This is a genomic window from Aquamicrobium sp. LC103, assembly GCF_001014615.2.
Classification (GTDB): Bacteria; Pseudomonadota; Alphaproteobacteria; order Rhizobiales; family Rhizobiaceae; genus LBCQ02.
This window is the reverse complement of the sequence record NZ_LBCQ02000021.1, coordinates 1-18450: the sequence shown is the minus strand read 5'-3', so window position 1 is coordinate 18450 and position 18450 is coordinate 1. Positions and strand designations below refer to the sequence as shown.

19 protein-coding genes are annotated in these 18450 nt (G+C 66.9%); 14 read left to right on the top strand and 5 right to left on the bottom strand.

Annotated elements, in window-relative coordinates; translation table 11 throughout:
* Positions 1 to 381 precede the first annotated feature (381 nt).
* Entirely contained in the window at positions 382 to 690 is a 309-nt protein-coding gene (locus XW59_RS28820) for a GIY-YIG nuclease family protein (RefSeq protein ID WP_047149081.1), read from the top strand.
* A gap of 349 nt (positions 691 to 1039) precedes the next feature.
* Here the strand turns inward: XW59_RS28820 and XW59_RS28815 are convergent, their stop codons facing one another.
* Complete coding sequence (locus XW59_RS28815; protein WP_047149080.1) at positions 1040 to 1720, bottom strand: helix-turn-helix transcriptional regulator; 681 nt, start codon at positions 1718 to 1720, stop codon at positions 1040 to 1042.
* 91 nt (positions 1721 to 1811) lie between these two features.
* Here XW59_RS28815 and XW59_RS29745 point away from each other — a divergent pair, with 91 nt between their 5' ends.
* The 7 genes from XW59_RS29745 (at position 1812) to XW59_RS28780 (ending at position 6852) form a co-directional block, all read left to right on the top strand.
* Positions 1812 to 2027: a DUF1127 domain-containing protein gene (locus XW59_RS29745; RefSeq protein WP_047149079.1), complete on the top strand. Its 216-nt coding sequence runs from the start codon at positions 1812 to 1814 to the stop codon at positions 2025 to 2027.
* A gap of 247 nt (positions 2028 to 2274) precedes the next feature.
* Positions 2275 to 2607: an NIPSNAP family protein gene (locus tag XW59_RS28805; protein WP_047149078.1), complete on the top strand. Its 333-nt coding sequence runs from the start codon at positions 2275 to 2277 to the stop codon at positions 2605 to 2607.
* On the top strand, positions 2604 to 2951 hold the full coding sequence (locus XW59_RS28800) for an antibiotic biosynthesis monooxygenase (protein ID WP_047149077.1): 348 nt from the start codon (positions 2604 to 2606) through the stop codon (positions 2949 to 2951). The genes XW59_RS28805 and XW59_RS28800 overlap by 4 nt, the downstream gene beginning before the upstream one ends.
* A 214-nt stretch (positions 2952 to 3165) precedes the next feature.
* Positions 3166 to 3846, top strand: coding sequence for a CerR family C-terminal domain-containing protein (locus XW59_RS28795; protein WP_246666266.1), 681 nt, complete (start codon positions 3166 to 3168; stop codon positions 3844 to 3846).
* Complete coding sequence (locus tag XW59_RS28790; protein WP_047149075.1) at positions 3843 to 4805, top strand: HlyD family efflux transporter periplasmic adaptor subunit; 963 nt, start codon at positions 3843 to 3845, stop codon at positions 4803 to 4805. The genes XW59_RS28795 and XW59_RS28790 overlap by 4 nt, the downstream gene beginning before the upstream one ends.
* Entirely contained in the window at positions 4802 to 5719 is a 918-nt protein-coding gene (locus tag XW59_RS28785) for an ABC transporter ATP-binding protein (RefSeq protein WP_047149074.1), read from the top strand. The genes XW59_RS28790 and XW59_RS28785 overlap by 4 nt, the downstream gene beginning before the upstream one ends.
* Complete coding sequence (locus XW59_RS28780; protein WP_047149073.1) at positions 5716 to 6852, top strand: ABC transporter permease; 1137 nt, start codon at positions 5716 to 5718, stop codon at positions 6850 to 6852. The genes XW59_RS28785 and XW59_RS28780 overlap by 4 nt, the downstream gene beginning before the upstream one ends.
* A 242-nt stretch (positions 6853 to 7094) precedes the next feature.
* Here XW59_RS28780 and XW59_RS28775 read toward each other — a convergent pair whose 3' ends face one another.
* Positions 7095 to 8525, bottom strand: a complete 1431-nt coding sequence (locus tag XW59_RS28775) for a sodium:proton antiporter (protein ID WP_047149072.1) — start codon at positions 8523 to 8525, stop codon at positions 7095 to 7097.
* Positions 8526 to 8703: 178 nt separating this feature from the next.
* On the opposite strand from XW59_RS28775, the gene XW59_RS28770 reads away from it, so the two are divergent.
* Positions 8704 to 9675, top strand: coding sequence for a complex I NDUFA9 subunit family protein (locus XW59_RS28770; protein ID WP_047149071.1), 972 nt, complete (start codon positions 8704 to 8706; stop codon positions 9673 to 9675).
* A gap of 6 nt (positions 9676 to 9681) precedes the next feature.
* On the opposite strand, the gene XW59_RS28765 is transcribed toward XW59_RS28770, so the two are convergent.
* A complete protein-coding gene (locus XW59_RS28765) occupies positions 9682 to 10488 on the bottom strand; it encodes an undecaprenyl-diphosphate phosphatase (RefSeq protein ID WP_137327118.1) in 807 nt (268 codons plus the stop codon).
* 156 nt (positions 10489 to 10644) lie between these two features.
* On the opposite strand from XW59_RS28765, the gene XW59_RS28760 reads away from it, so the two are divergent.
* From XW59_RS28760 to mepA, 4 genes are all read left to right on the top strand, one after another.
* The gene (locus tag XW59_RS28760; protein ID WP_047149069.1) at positions 10645 to 11337 is read left to right on the top strand and encodes a glutathione S-transferase family protein; all 693 of its coding nucleotides are present in this window, start codon (positions 10645 to 10647) and stop codon (positions 11335 to 11337) included.
* Positions 11337 to 12503 (top strand): tRNA epoxyqueuosine(34) reductase QueG, encoded by a 1167-nt coding sequence (gene queG / locus XW59_RS28755; RefSeq protein ID WP_047149068.1) that lies wholly within the window; start codon positions 11337 to 11339, stop codon positions 12501 to 12503. The genes XW59_RS28760 and queG overlap by 1 nt, the downstream gene beginning before the upstream one ends.
* Positions 12500 to 13420: an SDR family oxidoreductase gene (locus tag XW59_RS28750; RefSeq protein ID WP_047149067.1), complete on the top strand. Its 921-nt coding sequence runs from the start codon at positions 12500 to 12502 to the stop codon at positions 13418 to 13420. The genes queG and XW59_RS28750 overlap by 4 nt, the downstream gene beginning before the upstream one ends.
* 91 nt (positions 13421 to 13511) lie before the next feature.
* Positions 13512 to 14534 carry a penicillin-insensitive murein endopeptidase gene (mepA, locus tag XW59_RS28745; RefSeq protein WP_047149066.1) on the top strand — a complete coding sequence of 341 codons (1023 nt, stop codon included), beginning with the start codon at positions 13512 to 13514 and terminating at the stop codon, positions 14532 to 14534.
* A gap of 98 nt (positions 14535 to 14632) precedes the next feature.
* Here mepA and XW59_RS28740 read toward each other — a convergent pair whose 3' ends face one another.
* A complete protein-coding gene (locus XW59_RS28740) occupies positions 14633 to 15070 on the bottom strand; it encodes a VOC family protein (RefSeq protein WP_047149065.1) in 438 nt (145 codons plus the stop codon).
* 86 nt (positions 15071 to 15156) lie between these two features.
* Entirely contained in the window at positions 15157 to 16236 is a 1080-nt protein-coding gene (locus XW59_RS28735) for a zinc metalloprotease HtpX (protein WP_246666265.1), read from the bottom strand.
* A gap of 267 nt (positions 16237 to 16503) precedes the next feature.
* On the opposite strand from XW59_RS28735, the gene dnaK reads away from it, so the two are divergent.
* The gene (gene dnaK / locus XW59_RS28730; protein ID WP_047149063.1) at positions 16504 to 18423 is read left to right on the top strand and encodes a molecular chaperone DnaK; all 1920 of its coding nucleotides are present in this window, start codon (positions 16504 to 16506) and stop codon (positions 18421 to 18423) included.
* Positions 18424 to 18450: the final 27 nt, after the last annotated feature.

Here is an 18450-nt window from a genome sequence, read left to right as displayed (position 1 = left end):
TTCGACAAGCTCAGGGTCGCACCTCAGGATGAGGGGGATGGTGGGCGACATCCCAGGTTCTGGAAGGCGGTGCGGGACAGCTTCGGTATGGCGCAATGCCAATTTCGGTCATACCGAGCGAGCGCGACGAACCTAACCCGCATCCGACCTCCGTTGCCGCGCCGTCTTGACCCCCACCCCTTAAACGCCACCCTCAAACGCTGGCCTGAAGCCCATCGCCCTCCCTCATCCTGAGGTGCGAGCCCGCGACCACGTTCGAAATACTGGCGCCAGCCTCTCGCGGGCGAGCCTCGAAGGACGCACCCCCCAACACACCACCGCCCGCAAATCCGTGGACATCGGCCGCCGTCCTGCATCTAATGCGTGCGGGGGGGAAGCGACATGCCGTTCGAGATGACGGTCTACATGCTCAGATGCTCGGACGGGTCATACTATGTCGGCTCGACCAAGCAGGAGATCGAGGCCCGGGTCTGGGAGCACAACAATCTGCCGTTAGACGGCTATACGGCGCGGCGACGGCCGGTCAGCCTCGTCTTTACCGAGACCTACGACCGCATCACCGACGCGATCGCCCGCGAGCGTCAGTTGAAAGGCTGGTCGCGCAGGAAGAAGGAGGCGCTGATCGCGCTCGCCTATGAGAGGCTGCCGGAGCTTTCCCGGCGCGGCCATCTGCTTCCGGGGGCCGAATGAGTGCGTCCTTCGAGGCTCGCCCTTCCGACGCCGGCGCCAGTATTTCGAACGTGGTCGCGGGCTCGCACCTCAGGATGAGGGAGGGCGGTGGGCTTCAGGTCGGAGTTGAGAGGTGCGTCCTTCGAGGCTCCCCTTCGACAAGCTCAGGGTCGCACCTCAGGATGAGGAAGGGCGGTGGGCTTCAGACCAGTGTTTGAAGGTGGCGTTCAAGGGGTAGGGTGCATTGCGCCATACCGAAGCCTTCCGCACCAGCCTTCCAGAACTTGGGATGCCGCCCACCATCCCCCCTCATCCTGAGGTGCGACCCTGAGCTTGTCGAAGGGGAGCCTCGAAGGACGCACCGGCAGCATCACCCGCGCAGGAGCTCCTCGAAGGCGCGCTTGCCGGGCGGGGTGAAGACGATGGCGCGGCTGTTCTTGTCGCGCCGGGCCCAGCGCCTGGCGATGATGCGGTCGAGCATGGCCGCGCCGAGCGCGCCGGCGAGATGGGAGCGTCGGACGCTCCAGTCGAGGCAGGCGCGGCAGAGTGGCCGGCGCGACGCGGCAAGGGCGCCGAAATCGATGCCAAAATCCTCGAACCAGGCGCGCCCGCCCTCGCCGAGGGAGAGCGCATCGCCGTCCTCGCAGACATAGCCGCGCCGTCGCAGATGGTCGTAGAGAGCGACGCCCCGGTCGCCGGCGAGATGATCGTAGCAGATGCGCGCCTCGCGCAGCGCCGTGTCCCTGGGCCCCGGCCGGGTCCGTTTCGGCCCGACAGCGGCCGCCACGCCCATGATCGCTTCCAGCATGGAGGCGACCTCGGTTCCCTTCAACGCGTAGTAGCGGTGCCGGCCCTGCCGCGTCACCGTCACCAGTCCGCCATCGCCGAGCTTGGCGAGATGCGAGCTCGCGGTCTGCAGCGTCACGCCGGCCTCCAGCGCCAGCTCGCTCGCCGTGAGCGCACCGCCGTCCATCAGCGCGGCCAGCATGTTGGCGCGCGCCGGGTCGCCCACCAGCGTGGCGATGCGCGAAATGTCGGGACCGTCCTTCATCGCATTCTCCTGTCGACCACAGTTCGATCGTAATCGAAGCATTCCCGCCGGGCAATCCGTAGTCTGGACATCGTCGAAAAGGAGATGTCCGATGCATGCCGTCCGCCCGCGCCGCCCGTTCGCGGGGAGCCTTGCGCCCGCCAGCCCGTGGCAGCGGGTGCGCCGCGCCTTCGCCAGGCCGATGCGCCTCTACGACCGCCATCTGCAGCGCCGGCACCTCGCCGATCTCGACGACCACCTGCTGCGCGACATCGGCGTGACGCCCGAGCAGCGCCGGGCCGAATGCAGCCGGCCGTTCTGGCGATAGCGGAAACGAGGTTTCGATGTTTCGATGCGCGTCGAAGTATCGGAGGATTCGCTCCTCCACCGCCTTTGGCGGTCCCTTGCCGGGGCGAGCCACTGGTCTCGCCCGTCCTTCGGACTCCCGTAAACGGGGGAGGAACCGGCGCTGCGGCCGTCCGCGACCTCGGCTCCTCCCCTGCGACGCGGGGAGACCGCCGCCGTTCGAAATTCAACCGGAAAAAGAAACCCATTCAACAGAAAGGCAAACGGCCATGACCATAACCTGCTTCATCCGCTACGAGATCGACCCGTTCCAGAAGGAAGCCTTCGCCGAATACGCGCGCAACTGGGGCGAGGCCATACCGCGCTGCGGGGCCGATCTGGTCGGCTATTTCGCGCCGCATGAGGGCTCCGCGACGACGGCCTACGGCGTCTACCATGTCGAGAACCTCGCCGCCTACGAGGCCTATCGCGCGCGGCTGGCCGCCGACCCGCTCGGCAAGGCGAATTACGAGTTCGCCAGGGAGCGCCGCTTCATCCGGCGCGAGGACCGCGTCTTCCTGAAGCTCGCCTCGGCACCGCATGCGCCGCTGGTGCTGCCATGATCGCCGTGATTTTCGAGGTCGAGCCGGCCGAGGGGCGGCGCGAGGCGTATCTGACCATCGCCGCCGGCCTGCGCCCGCTGCTCGACGACGTCGACGGCTTCATCTCGGTCGAGCGCTTCCAGAGCCTTTCCGAGCCCGGCCGCATCCTCTCGCTCTCCTTCTGGCGCGACGAGGCGGCGGTGCAGGCGTGGCGCAACATGCAAGCGCACCGCGCCGCGCAGAAGGCCGGCCGCGACGGCGTGTTCTCGACATACCGGCTGCGGATCGCCCATGTCGTGCGCGACTACGGCATGTTCGAGCGCGGCGAGGCGCCGGAGGACAGCCGTTCGGCGCACGGCGGATAAGCCGCTTTTCGACAGGTCGCCGAACCGCCGGGCATCTTCCGGGAAGCCGGCGCTCTCCACCGCTTCGGCGTGGGCAGTGCATGCGAGCGCCCTCGCCCGGAAAGGAGGAGTGCCGGGAGATGCCGAGCACAGCCTTTTCCTCCAGTCGCGGCGGCCAACTGCCGTGCAGCCTCTACGCCTTGACTTTAATCAATCGATTGATTAAAGTTGGATGATGACGACGAACAGAACCACCCAGGAAACGGCGCCCAGCGCCGCGAAGACCCGCGAGGCGCTCATCGACGCCGCGCTGACGCTTTTCGGCACGAAGGGCTTCGCCGCGACCTCGACGCGCGAGATCGCGGCCGCGGCGAAGGCGAATATCGGCAGCATCGCCTATCATTTCGGCAGCAAGGAAGGCCTGCGCGACGCCTGCGCCAGGCATATCGTCGACACGGTGCAGACCGTCGCCGGTCCGATCCTCGCCTCCCCGCTTCCCTCGCCGGAGACCGGCGGGCCCGCCGCCGACGAACTGCTGCGCGCGATCCTCGAGCGGATGATCGGCTTTCTCGTCGTCCAGCCTGAGGCGGGACGCATCGCCCAGTTCATACTCAGGGAAATGTCGCAGCCGACGCCGGCGCTCGACATCGTCTATTCCGGCGTCTTCGAGCCGGTTCACAGGCGGCTCTGCCGGATATGGGAGCTGGCGACCGGCGAGCCCGCCGAGAGCGAGCGCACCAAGCTCGCCGTCTTCACCATGATCGGACAGGTCATCTATTTCCGCATCGGCCGCGAGGCCGTGCTGCGCCGCATGGGCTGGGCAAGCATCGGCTCCGAGGAAGCGGCAAGGATCGCCGAGGTCGCGGGAGACAATCTGATGGCGGCGCTGGCTGCCCGCAAGGAGGACAAGCCGTGAGCTTTCTGTGCGCGATCCCGCTCATAGCCTCGCTGCTTTCGGGCTGCGCGGCGGAAGAGACGCTGGCCGTCGGCTATGTCGAGGGCGACTACGTGCTGCTGGCGCCGATCGAGACGGCGCAGATCCGATCGGTCGGCGTGCGGCGCGGCGACCATGTCGAGCCCGGCGCCGTGCTCGCCGAACTCGAGAGCGACGATGCGAGCCTGGCGGTCACCGAGGCGGAGGCCTCGCTGGCCCAGGCCGAGGCGCAGCTCGCCGACCTCAAGCTCGGCAAGCGGCCGGAGGAGATCGCGGTGCTCGAAGCCGCCCTGCGCTCCGCCAAGGCGGAGGCGACCGAAGCCGAGCGCGTGCTCAGGCGCGCCACGGACCTCAACCGGCGCGGCATCGCCGCCGAGGCGGATTTCGACAAGGCGAAGACCTCGCTGGAGCTCGCGAACGCCTCGGTCGGAGAGGCCGAGGCCAATCTGGTCGTCGCCAGCCTTCCCGCACGCGAGGAGACGATCAGGGCGGCCGAGAACCAGGTCGAGGTCGCGAGGGCGCTTCTGGAACAGGCGCGCTGGCGGCTGGCGAAACGGACGATAACGGCGCCCTCGCCCGGCCGCGTCGACGACATCATCCGCAATCCGGGCGACATTTCCGGCCCTACCGCGCCGGTGCTTTCGCTGCTGCCGGACGGCGCGATCAAGCTGAAGCTCTACGTTCCCGAGCCCGCCTTCTCGTCGATCGAGGTCGGTTCGCTGCTCGACGTGCGCTGCGACGGCTGCCCGGAAGGCCTGCGGGCGCGCGTCAGCTATGTCTCGCCCGACCCCGAATTCACCCCGCCGGTGATCTATTCGCTCGAAACCCGCCAGAAGCTCGTCCATCTCGTCGAGGCGCGGCCTGACGGTGACGCGCGCATGCTGAAGCCGGGACAGATCGTCGACGTGACCCGAGCGGCGGACAGCGAGCAGGCACGATGAACGCCATCGAAGTCCGCAACCTCGTCAAGCGCTTCGGCGACCGCACGGTGGTCGACCACGTGTCGATGACGGTGGGGACCGGCGAGATCGTCGGCTTCCTCGGTCCGAACGGCTCCGGCAAGACGACGACGATCCGGTTGATGTGCGGGTTGCTGACACCGGACGAGGGCGAGGGAGAGGTGCTCGGGCACGACCTGCTCACCGACAGCCTCCGGATCAAGCGCGAGGTCGGCTACATGACGCAGCGCTTCTCCTTCTACGAGGATCTGACGATCGCGGAGAACCTGGAGTTCGTCGCGCGGCTCTACCAGCTCAAGCCGGTGCGCGAACATGTCGACCGCACGCTGGAGGATCTCGGCCTGACTTCCCGCCGCGACCAGCTCGCCGGCACGCTCTCGGGCGGCTGGAAGCAGCGCCTGGCGCTCGCCGCCTGCATCATGCACAAGCCGAAGCTGCTGCTTCTCGACGAGCCGACGGCGGGCGTCGATCCCAAGGCGCGGCGCGACTTCTGGGACGAGATCCACCGCCTCGCGGCGGACGGGCTGACCGTATTGGTCTCCACCCATTACATGGACGAGGCGGAGCGCTGCCACCGCATCAGCTACATCGCCTACGGCAAGATGCTGGCGTCGGGAACGGTCGACGAGGTGGTGCGCGACGCCGGCCTCACCACCTTCGTGCTGCGCGGGCCGGACCTCCAGCGGCTCGCGCAGGAAATCGAGGGGCTGCCGGGCGTCGAGCAGGTCGCCCCCTTCGGCACGACGCTGCATGTGGTGGGAACGGACGCGGCGCGGCTCAAATCCACGCTGGAGCCGTTCGCCAAGCGCCCCGACATCACGGTCGAGCCGGGCGTGACCAGCCTCGAGGACGTCTTCATCCAGTTCATGGCGACGTCGCAGGACAACATGCAATGAACACGCTGTTCTCCTTCGCCAGGCTCGGCGCGCTCCTGATGAAGGAATTCATCCAGATGCGGCGCGACCGCATCACCTTCGGCATGATGCTCGGCGTGCCGCTGATCCAACTCCTGCTGTTCGGCTACGCGATCAACAACGATCCCAAGCAATTGCCGACCGCGCTGGTGGCGACGAGCCAGGACCACTACACGCGCGCCATGGTGTCGGCGCTGGAGACGACCGGTTACTACCGCTTCGACCATGTCGTCGCGAGCGCGGCGGAAGCGGAAGCGCTGATGGCGAGCGGCGCGGTCGCCTTCGTGGTGACGATCCCCTCGGATTTCGCGCGCCGCGTCGACCGCGGCGACCGGCCGCAAATCCTGATCGAGGCCGACGCCACCGATCCGGCGGTCGCCAGCGGCGCGATCTCGACGCTCGGCACGGTCGCCGCCAACGCGCTGACGCGCGAGCGCGGCATGGAGGCGGCCGCGAGGGAACAGGCCGACAGCCAGCTCGAAGTGGTCGTCCACCGCCGCTACAACCCGGAAGGAATCTCGCAATACAACATCGTGCCCGGCCTGCTCGGCGTGATCCTGCAGATGACCATGGTGATGATGACCTCGATCGCGCTGACGCGCGAGACCGAGCGCGGCACGATGGAGAACCTGCTCGCCATGCCGGCGAGCCCGGTCGAGATCATGCTGGGCAAGGTGCTGCCCTATCTGGCGGTCGGCGCGGTGCAGGTGGTGGTGGTGCTGGTCGCCGCGAAGCTGCTCTTCGGCGTGCCCTTCATGGGCGGCATGACGCTGCTGTTCTCGGCGATCCTGATCTTCGTTCTTTCGCTGGTGATGCTCGGCTACACGATCTCGACATTCGCCCGCACGCAGATGCAGGCGCTGCAGCTCACCTTCTTCTTCTTCCTGCCCTCGATCATGGTGTCAGGCTTCATGTTCCCGTTCCGGGGAATGCCGGACTGGGCGCAGCTTTTCGGCGAGATATTCCCGCTCACCCATTTCCTGCGCGTCATCCGCGCCATCATGCTCAAGGGCGCCGACCTGCCGGCGGTGGCCTGGGAGGTCGGCATCCTCGTGCTTTTCGTGGCGATCTACGCCGCGGTCGCGCTCCTGCGCTTCCGCCGGACGCTCGATTGATCCCTTCCTAGGGCGTTTCCAGATGAAATGGAATCGTCGCTTGGAACGCCCCCTCCACCACGCTTCGCGTGGTCCTTCAGGGCGAGCCGCTTGTCTCGCCCGTCCTTCGGCCCCCCCCCGCTCCGCAGGGGAGGAACCAGGCGTCGCGGCCGGCCGCACCGTGGGCCCTCCCCCATTTTCATGGGGGAAGGGGGGACCCCACGAAGTGGTGGAGGGGTGTTTCGGTGAAAACCTGGACTGCCCTAGAAGAACACCAGGCTGACCAGGATGAAGGACGGGATGAGGACCGCGCCCGACCAGAGCATGTAGCCGAAGAAGCTCGGCATGCGGATGCCCTGCTCGCGCGCGATCGCGTACACCATGAAGTTGGGCGCGTTGCCGATATAGGTGTTGGCGCCCATGAAGACCGCGCCGGCCGAGATCGCCACCAGCGTGCGCGACAGCGTCGTCATCAGGACCTGCGGATCGCCGCCCGCCAGCTCGAAGAACACCAGATAGGTGGGCGCGTTGTCGAGGAAGGACGAAAGGACGCCGGTCAGCCAGAAATAGGCGAGATCGTTGGGCGCGCCGTCGGCTCCGGTGACCAGCGAGACCAGCGGCGCGAAGGCGCCGTCGAGCCCGGCCTGCAGGATGGCGATCACCGGGATGATGCAGACGAAGATGCCGGCGAAAAGCTTGGCGACCTCGAGGATCGGCCCCCAGTTGAAGCCGTTGGCCCGGCGGTACTCCTTGCTGGAGATCGCGAGCGAGACCAGCGCGAGGGCGAGGATGATCGCATCGCGCAGCAGGTTCTGCAGTTCGAGCTCGACGCCGTGGACGGCGAAGCTGATGCCCGGCTTCCAGACGCCCGACATCAGGATGGCGGCGATGACGCCGGCAAGCAGCGGGAAGTTGACGAGGCCGCGAATGCGCACCGTCGAATCGGGCGTCGGATCCTTGATCTTCGGCATCCCGCCCTCGCGCCTGTGCAGGATCGTGTCGAGCACGATGAAGACCGCGAGCACGATGCCGCCGACGAAGGCCATCTCAGGCAGGAGATGCGTCGTCGTCCAGAAGAAGTCGACGCCCCTGAGGAAGCCGAGGAACAGCGGCGGGTCGCCCAGCGGCGTCAGCGAGCCGCCGATGTTGGAGACCAGGAAGATGAAGAAGACGATGACATGCGCGTTGAAGGGCCGGTTGTCGTTGGCGCGGATGATCGGCCGGATCATGATCATCGAGGCGCCGGTGGTGCCGACGACCGAGGCCAGCAGCGAGCCGATCACCAGAAGGCCGGCGTTGACCAGCGGCGTGCCGTGGATGTTGCCCGCGATCAGGATGCCACCGGAGATGGTGAACAGCGCGAACAGGAGGATGATGAACGACATGTATTCGAGCAGCATCGTGTGCAGCACCGCCTCGGCGGTGATGCTCGGGCCGAACGCATAGGCCAGCGGCACGATGACGAGGGCCGCCCACAGGGCGGTTATCTTGCCGTAGTGATGCTCCCAGAGATGGGGATAGAGGAGCGGCCCGGTCGCGATCGACAAAAGCATGCCGACGAAAGGTATCGCCCAGAGAAGCGACATCGTGCCCCCCGGCAGGCCGTGTTCCTCGGCCGCGAAAGCATATTCGGGCAGCACGGAAGCAGCCGCAACGGCGGCGGCAAGCGCGAGCAGGCGTGTCGCAGATCGCATATTTCCCCCTCAACGAGCTTTTCGAGGCACGTCATAGCCTCGCAATTCGTGCCGCGAAAGCGACAATTTGAGCTTTCCGGACAAAATGCCGCCCGCGCATGCGCGCCGACGCCGACCCTTTGCCTTTGCGGGGAAAGCGATTATGAAGCGGCTGTAACGATCCGGAGAATTGCCAGCCATGACAACCATCACGCAGGTTCCGCCTCTCGTCGTCGTTTTCGGAGGATCCGGCTTCTTAGGCCGGCACGTCGTCCGGGCGCTGGCACGGCGCGGCTACCGGGTCAGGGTTGCCTGCCGCAATCCCAACCTCGCCGGGCACCTCCAGCCGCTCGGCAATGTCGGCCAAATCCAGGCCGTGCAGGCGAATTTGCGCCATCGCTGGTCGGTGGACCGGGCGGTGCAGGGCGCGGATCACGTCATCAACCTCGTCGGCATCCTCCATGAGAGCGGCCAGCAGACCTTCAACGCGGTGCAGGATTTCGGCGCCCGCGCCGTGGCGGAAGCCGCCCGCGCGGTCGGCGCGAGGCTGACGCATGTCTCGGCGATCGGCGCCGACGTCCATTCGCCGGCGGCCTACGGAACGACCAAGGCGCGCGGCGAGAAGGCGGTAATGGACACGATGGCGGAGGCGGTGATCTTCCGCCCGTCGATCGTGTTCGGCCCGGAGGACGGGTTCTTCAACCGCTTCGCCAAGATGGCGCGGCTGTCGCCCTTCCTGCCGCTGATCGGCGGCGGCCACACCAGGTTCCAGCCGGTCTATGTCGGCGACGTGGCCGAGGCGGTCGCGCGCTCGGTCGACGGCGAGGTCGCCGGCGGACGCATCTACGAACTCGGCGGGCCGGAAGTGCTGACCTTCCGCGAATGCCTGGAGACGATGCTCAAGGTCATCAACCGCAAGCGCATGCTGATCTCGCTGCCGTGGTGGGTGGCGCGGCTGCAGGCCTCCATCCTCGGCCTGCTGCCCAAGCCTATCCTGACCACGGACCAGGTGGCGCTTCTGCAGAACGACAACGTCGTCTCGCAGGCGGCGGTCGACGAAGGACGGACATTCGCCGCCCTCGGCATCACGCCGCAGGCGATGGAGGCGATCCTGCCCGGCTATCTCTGGCAGTACCGGCCGGCCGGCCAGTTCACGCACACGGCGGCCTGAGGCCGCTCAGCCCCAGATCAGCAGCGCGATCATGCCGACCGTGCCGACCACGAGCCGCCACCAGGCGAAAAGCGCGTAGCCGCGCCGCGAGACGAAGTCGAGAAGCCTGCGCACGACGATCACCGCGCTGAAAAAGGCCATGACGAAGCCGGTGACGATGATCGGCAGGTCCGCGACGGTCAATATGTCGCGGTTCTTGAAGAGATCGTAGGCGAAGGCGCCGACCATGGTCGGCATCGCCAGGAAGAAGGAGAACTCGGCCGCCGAACGCTTGTCGGCGCCGAGCAGCAGCGCGCCGACGATGGTGGAGCCGGAGCGCGACGTGCCGGGGATCATCGCGAAGCACTGGAAAAGGCCGATCTTGAAATACATCGACATCGGGTATTTCGAGGCGTCCTCGTATTTCGGCTTTATCGCCCAGCGGTCCACCCACAGGAGCACGAAGCCGCCGAGGATGAGCATGACGCAGATGAGCATCGGCGTCTCGAACAGCACCGTCTTGATGATGCCGTGCGCCAGCGCGCCGATGACGGCAGCGGGCAGGAAGGCGAGCAGGACGCCGAACAGGAAATGGCGGGCGCCCGGGTCGTGCGGCATCCTGACGAACAGGTCGCGGAGGCGGGCGGAATAGACGCTGAGGATGGCGAGGATGGCGCCGAGCTGGATCAGCACCTCGAAGGCGCGCCCTGTCGACCGGAAGCCGAGAAAATGGCCCGCCAGGAGGATGTGCCCCGTCGACGAGACCGGTATGAACTCCGTCAGACCCTCCAGAATGCCGAGCAGCGCGGCGCCGACGATCGACTGTTCATTCATGAAGAACCTCTCCGGTACAAGCGGCGGCGCTTGCTTGTCATGGCGGGGATGAGAGCCTATAGGACGGGACTGTCTTCTGCGTCCGACTCGGAACGAAGCTGAGAATTAGCCTCGCCGCCTTGAAATGACCAGAGCCTTCATGTCTCTACCGGTGCCATGCTGACCCTCTTCCATCATCCAATGTTCGCCTCGTGCCGTTTCGTACGTCTTTCTTTCGGAGAATATGGCGAAGAGTTGGCGCTGATCGAAGAAAAGCCGTGGCTGCGGCGGCGGGAGTTCCTGGCGCTCAACCCCGCGGCGACGCTGCCGGTCCTGCTCGCCGAGGGCGACGAGCCGATCGTCGGCGCGGCGGTCATCGCGGAATATGTCGACGAGACTCGAGGCGTGCTCAAGCGCGAGAAGCGGCTCTTCGCCGAGGACCCGATGGCGCGGGCCGAGATACGGCGCCTGGTCGACTGGTATCTCGGCAAGACCGAAGCCGAGGTGACCAGGCATCTCGTGCGCGAGCGCGTCTTGAAGCCGGTGATGGGCAGCGAGCATGGCGGCGGCTCGCCGGATTCGGCGGCGATACGCGCGGCGCGCTCCAACGTGCGCCAGCACCTGAAATACACCAACTGGCTGGCCGGCACCCGCAACTGGCTGGCAGGCCCCCGCATCACCTATGCCGACATGGCGGCGGCCGCCGCGATCTCGGTGCTCGACTATCTCGGCGAGATCACCTGGTACGACTATCCCGCCGCCAAGGACTGGTACACGCGGGTGAAATCGCGGCCGTCCTTCCGCCCCCTCCTCAACGACCGGGTGCGGGGTCTTTCCCCGGTCTCGCACTACGCCGACCTGGATTTCTGATGGGCGCCTCCCGGAAACCAGTCGCCTCAGACCGGCTTCGGGACTTTCTGGAAGACGAAGCGAGGAAGGCGGGATTCGCCGAAATCGCGGTGACGACGCCGGACGCGACGCCGCTCGCCCCCGCGCGGCTCGGCGAATATCTGGCGCTCGGCCGCCACGCCTCGATGGAGTGGATGGCGGAGACGGCGGAGCGGCGCAGCGATCCGCGCAAGCTGTGGCCGGACGTGCGCAGCGTCGTCGTGCTGGCGATGAACTACGGGCCGGACAAGGATCCGCTCGAGCTGCTCGGCAAGAGGGAGCGCGGCGCGATCTCGGCCTATGCGCGCCACCGCGACTATCACGACGTCATCAAGGGCAGGCTCAAGGAAATCGCGCAGAAGCTCGCGGCACGCAGCGGGGCCGACGTCAAGGTCTTCGTGGACACCGCGCCGGTGATGGAGAAGCCGCTGGCGGAGGCGGCCGGCCTCGGCTGGCAGGGCAAGCACACCAATCTCGTCAGCCGCGCGCACGGTTCCTGGCTGTTCCTGGGCTCGATCTTCACCACGGCCGAGCTGCGCGCCGACGCGCCCGAAAGGGACCATTGCGGTTCCTGCCGCGCCTGCCTCGACATCTGCCCGACGGCGGCGTTTCCGGCACCCTACCAGCTCGACGCGCGGCGCTGCATCTCCTACCTCACCATCGAGCACAAGGGGCCGATCCCGCATGAATTCCGCGCCGCGATGGGCAACCGCATCTATGGCTGCGACGACTGCCTCGCGGTCTGCCCGTGGAACAAGTTCGCCCAGGCGGCCAGCGAGGCCAAGCTGGTGGCGCGGGCAGATCTCGAGGAGCCCGCGCTCGGCGAGCTGCTGGCGCTCGACGACGCGGAGTTCCGGACGTTCTTTTCCGGCTCGCCGATCAAGCGCATCGGCCGCGACCGCTTCATCCGCAACGTGCTGACCGCCGCCGGCAATTCCGCGAGCGACGCGCTGGCCGAGCCGTGCAGGCGCCATCTCCTCGACCCCTCGCCGCTGGTGCGCGGCGCGGCCGTCTGGGCGCTTTCGCAATTGCTGGACGAGGCGTCCTTCATGGAACTCGCAGCCGGCGCGAGGAACGAGGAGGACGACGACGTTAAGGCCGAATGGAGCCGCGCCGCGGCACGCTCGCATGAAGGAGCCCTGCAATGACGATGCGCGTCTTCCTGTTCGGCGCGGGATATTCCGCGCGCGCCTTCGCCCGGCTTGCCGTCGCCGAGGGCGCCCATGTCGCCGGCACGACCCGGTCCCAGGAAAAGGCGCCGCTGCTGGAAGCGGAGGGCATCGCCCCCTTCCTCTTCGACGGAAGCGGGATTTCAGCCGGGATCGCCGCCGAATTGCGGGAGGCGACGCATCTCGTCGTCTCGACGGCGCCGGACGAGGCCGGCGATCCCGTGCTGCGGACAGCCGGCGCGGCGATCGCGAACATGCCGCGGCTTCGATGGATCGGCTATCTCTCGACCGTCGGGGTCTATGGCGACCATCAGGGCCGATGGGTGGACGAGACCAGCGATTGCCGGCCGGTCTCGCGCCGTTCGAAATCGCGGCTCGAGGCCGACGAGGCATGGCTGAGGCTGGGCGAGGCAACCGGCAAACCGGTGGCGATTCTACGCCTTTCCGGCATTTACGGGCCGGGGCGCAACGCCTTCGTCAACCTGGAGAACGGCACCGCGCGGCGGATCGTCAAGCCCGGCCAGGTGTTCAACCGCATCCATGTCGAGGACATCGCCGGCGCGCTCCGGCATCTGGCCGGCGCCGAGCTCGGCGGCATCTTCAACGTCACCGACGACGAGCCCGCGCCGCCGCAGGACGTCGTCGCCCTCGCCGCCGCGCTGATGGGCGTGGAGCCGCCGCCGGAAGTCGATTTCGACCAGGCCGAGATGACGCCGATGGCGCGCTCCTTCTACGGCGAGAGCAAGCGCGTTTCCAACGCCAGGCTCAAGGCCTCCGGCTACGCCTTCCGCTTTCCAGACCATCGTGCGGCCTTGCGGCATATGTGGGAGGCGGGCGACTGGCGCGGCCGCCAGGACGGGCCGGCACCCGACCGGCGCTCGAAAATCCGGCGCTGAAATGGCGAAGGCAAGGCGCGGACTCATCTTTGACACGAATCACGGCGATCCTCGCCGGGCATTTGAGCAAGAGAGGGGAGTAGGGAAATTGATGTCCTTCCCGGGACGGGTGCGCCGCCTCGCACTCGCTTTTGCCGCGATCGCGTTCGGCGCGACCTCGATACCCGCCAATGCCGATCCGCTCGCCAAGGACCTCTTCGGCGCGCACAGGCTGCCGGCCGCGACCAATGCCGAATCCTTCGGCTTTTATTCCAAGGGTTGCTTCTCCGGCGGCGTCGCCATCGCCACCGATGGTCCGACCTGGCAGGCGATGCGGCTTTCGCGCAACCGCCGCTGGGGCCACCCCGAGCTGATCGCCACGTTGGAGCGCCTTTCGCGCGAGGCGTCCCGGGACGGCTGGCCGGGCTTGCTCATCGGCGATATCTCGCAGCCGCGCGGCGGGCCGATGCTGACCGGCCATGCCTCGCACCAGATCGGCCTCGACGCCGACATCTGGCTGACGCCGATGCCGAACCGCACGCTCACCGCGTCGGAGCGCGAGAACATCGGCGCGACCTCGATGATCAAGAAGGATTCGCTCCATGTCGACGACCGCCTATGGACGCCGGCGCATGCGGCGGTGCTGAAGCGCGCGGCGAGCTACGGCAATGTCGAACGCATCCTCGTCCATCCCGGCATCAAGAAGAAGCTGTGCGACACGGTGAAGGGCGACCGGAGCTGGCTGCGCAAGGTACGCCCCTATTGGGGACACGACGCGCATTTCCATCTGCGCATCGGCTGCCCGTCCGGCTCGGCCGGCTGCAAGGGCCAGGAAGGCACGCCGCGCGGCGACGGCTGCGACAGCTCGCTCGCCTGGTGGTTCACCGAGGAGCCGTGGCGTCCCGCCAAGGGGCCGGCGAAGCCCAGATCGCGCGACATAATGACGATGGCGTCGCTGCCCGCCGCCTGCCGTGTCGTGCTCAACGCGCCCGAGCCGGTCTCCGAGGCCGCGGTGACCTTCGGCGGCGGACGCACCACGATCGCGGCCTCCGGCGCCGTTCCGGTCACCGCCAACGCCTTTGCCGCCACGCCGGAGACGGCAATACCGCTGCCGCAGCCACGACCGTTCGATTAGGCGGTTTCGGACAATCACTGAAAAACGCCCCCTCCGGCCCCTTCGGGCCACCTCCCCGCTTCGCAGGGGAGGAGCCGGGTTGCGGACGGCCGCGGCGCTCAGCCGAGCTCCTGGGCGATCCCGATGAGAATGCCTTCAGGCCCGCGGATATAGCAGAGCAGATACGCGTCCTTATACCGGACTACTTCGCCCACGAGCCGCGCTCCGCGCGCGCGGAGCCTTTCGAGCGTCTCGTCGATGTCGTCCACGGCGAACATGACGCGGAGGTAGCCCAGGGCGTTGACCGGAGCGTTCCGGTGATCCGCGACGACAGGCGGCGTGAGGAAGCGGGAGAGCTCGAGCCGGCTGTGGCCGTCCGGCGTGCGCATCATGGCAATCTCGACGCGCTGGTCGCCCAGTCCGGTGACACGTCCGGCCCATTCTCCCTCGATCGTGGCCCGACCTTCGAGTTCGAGGCCGAGTTCGCGAAAGAAATCGATCGCCGCTCCGAGGTCTTCGACGACGATTCCCACGTTGTCCATCCGCTTGAGAGCCATGTTTCCGATCTCCAAGGTGTCGTTGCAGTCTACCAGGTGCCGGAGGGCGCTTCAGGCAAAAGCTGAAAACGCTCCAGGCGCGGCGGTCACCACCACACCGCGCCGCGCGTCAGCCTGATGCGCGGATTGCCCTCGGGCAGGCAGAGAGGCCGATCGCTGGCGGGCGCGGCATCGTCCAGCCCGCCCTCCACCAGCGGCATCCCGGAAAGCCCGTGCATGGGCGGCAGCTTCAGCTTGGGCACGATCGACGGGCGGCTGACCTTCGGCGGCGTCCGGATATCGACCACCGGCGCGACCGCCTCGCCCGATTTGTACGCCATCAGCCTGGCAATGCGCTCGGCGGTTTGCGGATGGGTGCGCAACACGGAAGGGTCGGGTATCCGCCCGCCGGGCAGCATCAGGCTCTCCCAGAGGCGGCCCTGCGCGCGTTCCAGCTTCGCAAGCGCGGAGGCGAGCCCGTCCGCATCGCCGGTGAGCATGAAGGCGCCGAGATCGGCGTCGAATTCGCGGGTGCGCGAAAGCGCCATCTGCAGGAGCCCGCCGATCGTCGGGGCGAGAACCAGAATCAGCACCGCCGGCCACGGCACCGGCGCCTCGTTGCCGCTGGCGAAACCGCCGAGATTGACCAGCAGGGAGAAGATGCCGACCGTCGACATCAGCGATGTGTAGCGCGAGACCATGTCGGCGAAGGCCATCACCTTCACGTCCTCATGCGCGATGTGGCTCATCTCGTGCGCCAGCACGCCGGTCAGCTCGCGCGGCGAGAGCCTGCGCGCCAACGCGTCGGTGATGGCGATCGCCGAATCCTCGCGCCGGCCGACGGCGAAGGCGTTCATCATGTTCGACGGCACGACGAAGAGCTTGGGCATTGCGGGCAGCTCGGCGCGGCGGGCGAGCTCCTCGACTATGGCGACGCCGGCGGGAAATTGCGCCCGCGTCACCGGTCGCGCCTTGTACATGGCGAGCACCATCTGCGGGCTGACGCGCCTGATGGCGACCATGGAGATGCCGCCGAAGATCAGCGCCGCGATCAGTCCCGTGGGCCCGGCGAAGATCCAGGCGGTGACGGCGAGCAGCACCAGGCTTGCCGCCGCCAGCACCCAGGTGTGGAAAAGATTGCGAAGCCGGCTGCGACGCTGCTCGAGCAAATTGGAACGCGGGATCATGTCCATACCAGCAATATGGCTATCAAAGACGCGATTTCCGATAGGCACTGCGAAGGTTCGCGCTCTTCGCCGGCCGGCCTTTCCCCTTATAGGGGATAAAATCGGAGCACGCAGCGACTTGCGCGATAATTGGCTGGTTCTTATATACGCGGCAACTCCGCACACCGTCAAAACAAGGATCCGGCGCGCGGAATTCGAGTGAACAGGGGCTGTCGCCCGGAACGCCTATATGGGTCCTTGACGGCCTGCTATACGGAGAGAAGAGAAATGGCAAAAGTAATCGGTATCGATCTGGGAACGACCAATTCCTGCGTCGCCGTCATGGACGGCAAGGATGCCAAGGTCATCGAGAACGCCGAGGGCGCGCGCACCACGCCTTCGATCGTCGCCTTCACCGATGGCGACGAGCGCCTCGTCGGCCAGCCGGCCAAGCGCCAGGCGGTGACCAACCCGGAAAACACCCTTTTCGCGATCAAGCGCCTGATCGGCCGCCGCTATGACGACCCGGTCACCGAGAAGGACAAGAAGCTGGTCCCCTACAAGATCGTCAAGGGCGACAATGGCGACGCCTGGGTCGAGGCCGGCGGCAAGAAGCAGTCGCCCAGCCAGATCTCCGCGATGATCCTTCAGAAGATGAAGGAAACCGCGGAAGCATATCTTGGCGAAAAGGTCGAGAAGGCCGTCATCACCGTTCCCGCCTATTTCAACGACGCCCAGCGCCAGGCCACCAAGGACGCCGGCAAGATCGCCGGGCTCGAGGTCCTGCGCATCATCAACGAGCCGACCGCGGCCGCGCTCGCCTACGGCCTCGACAAGAAGGACGGCAAGACCATCGCCGTCTACGACCTTGGCGGCGGCACCTTCGATATTTCCGTGCTGGAGATCGGCGACGGCGTGTTCGAGGTGAAGTCGACCAATGGCGATACCTTCCTCGGCGGCGAGGATTTCGACATGCGCCTGGTCGAGTATCTGGCGGCGGAGTTCAAGAAGGAACAGGGCATCGACCTGAAGAACGACAAGCTCGCCCTTCAGCGCCTCAAGGAGGCCGCGGAGAAGGCCAAGATCGAGCTGTCGTCGGCCTCGCAGACCGAGATCAACCTGCCCTTCATCACGGCCGACGCCTCCGGGCCGAAGCACCTGACGATGAAGCTGACGCGCGCCAAGTTCGAATCGCTGGTGGACGATCTCGTCCAGCGCACGATCGAGCCCTGCAAGGCAGCGCTCAAGGATGCCGGCCTCAAGGCGGGCGAGATCGACGAGGTGGTCCTGGTCGGCGGCATGACCCGCATGCCCAAGATCCAGGAGATCGTGAAGCAGTTCTTCGGCAAGGAGCCGCACAAGGGCGTCAACCCGGATGAGGTCGTCGCGCTCGGCGCCGCCATCCAGGCCGGCGTTCTGCAGGGCGACGTCAAGGACGTGCTGCTGCTCGACGTGACCCCGCTGTCGCTGGGCATCGAGACGCTGGGTGGCGTGTTCACGCGCCTGATCGAGCGCAACACCACGATCCCGACCAAGAAGAGCCAGGTCTTCTCCACTGCCGAGGATTCGCAGTCGGCGGTGACGATCCGGGTCTTCCAGGGCGAACGCGAAATGGCCGCCGACAACAAGATGCTCGGCCAGTTCGACCTGGTCGGTATCCCGCCCGCGCCGCGCGGCGTGCCGCAGATCGAAGTGACCTTCGACATCGACGCCAACGGCATCGTCAACGTCTCGGCCAAGGACAAGGGCACCGGCAAGGAGCACCAGATCCGCATCCAGGCATCGGGCGGCCTTTCGGACGACGACATCGATAAGATGGTCAAGGACGCCGAGGCGAACGCCGAGGCCGACAAGAAGCGGCGTGAGCTGGTCGAGGCCCGCAACCAGGCCGAGGCGCTGGTGCACAGCAGCGAGAAGTCGCTGGGCGACTATGGCGACAAGGTCTCGGAAGCCGACCGCACCGCGATCTCCGACGCGATCGCCGCGCTGAAGACCGCGACCGAGAGCGACGACGTCGAGGACATCAAGGCCAAGACCAACGCGCTCGCCGAAGCTTCCATGAAGCTCGGCCAGGCGATGTACGAGGCAAGCCAGGCGGAAGCCGCCGAGGCCGACGCCAAGTCCGATGCCGAAAAGTCGGGTGAGGACGTCGTCGACGCCGATTTCGAGGAAATCGACGAGGACGACGACAAGAAGAAGTCCGCCTGACGGATCGTCCCTACGACACCAGGAAAG